General features: G+C 72.6%; 1 pseudogene. It reads left to right on the top strand.

The features are described 5' to 3' along the window. Positions 1 to 180: 180 nt before the first annotated feature. Positions 181 to 435 (top strand): annotated as a pseudogene (locus RM812_RS42460) (bifunctional diaminohydroxyphosphoribosylaminopyrimidine deaminase/5-amino-6-(5-phosphoribosylamino)uracil reductase RibD); the annotation flags it as partial.

The following is a 435-nucleotide window of genomic DNA, read 5'->3' as shown; positions in this document are numbered from 1 at the left end:
CGGATGGGAGGCAGTGCGCGGCGGTTCGTCATCGGTACGCCGCCGTAGGCGGACGCATGGCCGGGTTTCGCCGGACCCCTGCGTCCCTTCTTCGGTTTTCGGCGTCTGCCCCGGCGACCCGCTTCATCTGTCGTCATCGACAGGCCCCGGAGTCCGTGCCCGAAGAGGCAGGAGGACCCGGTGGCCACCGCAGCCGACATCACCGCCATGCGCCGAGCGATCACGCTCGCGGCGCGCGGTCTCGGCTCCACCAGCCCCAATCCGGTCGTCGGATGTGTGATCACCGACGCCTCCGGAGCCGTGGCCGGTGAAGGCTTCCACCAGCGCGCCGGAGGGCCGCACGCCGAGGTCCACGCCCTGCGCGCGGCCGGTGAGCGGGCCCGGGGCGGCACCGCCTACGTCACCCTCGAACCCTGTAACCACACCGGCCGCACC

The organism is Streptomyces lancefieldiae (genome assembly GCF_031845825.1).
Taxonomy (GTDB): domain Bacteria; phylum Actinomycetota; class Actinomycetes; order Streptomycetales; family Streptomycetaceae; genus Streptomyces; species Streptomyces lancefieldiae.
Note: the sequence above shows the minus strand (reverse complement) of the source record. Positions and strands in the feature narration are given on the sequence as shown.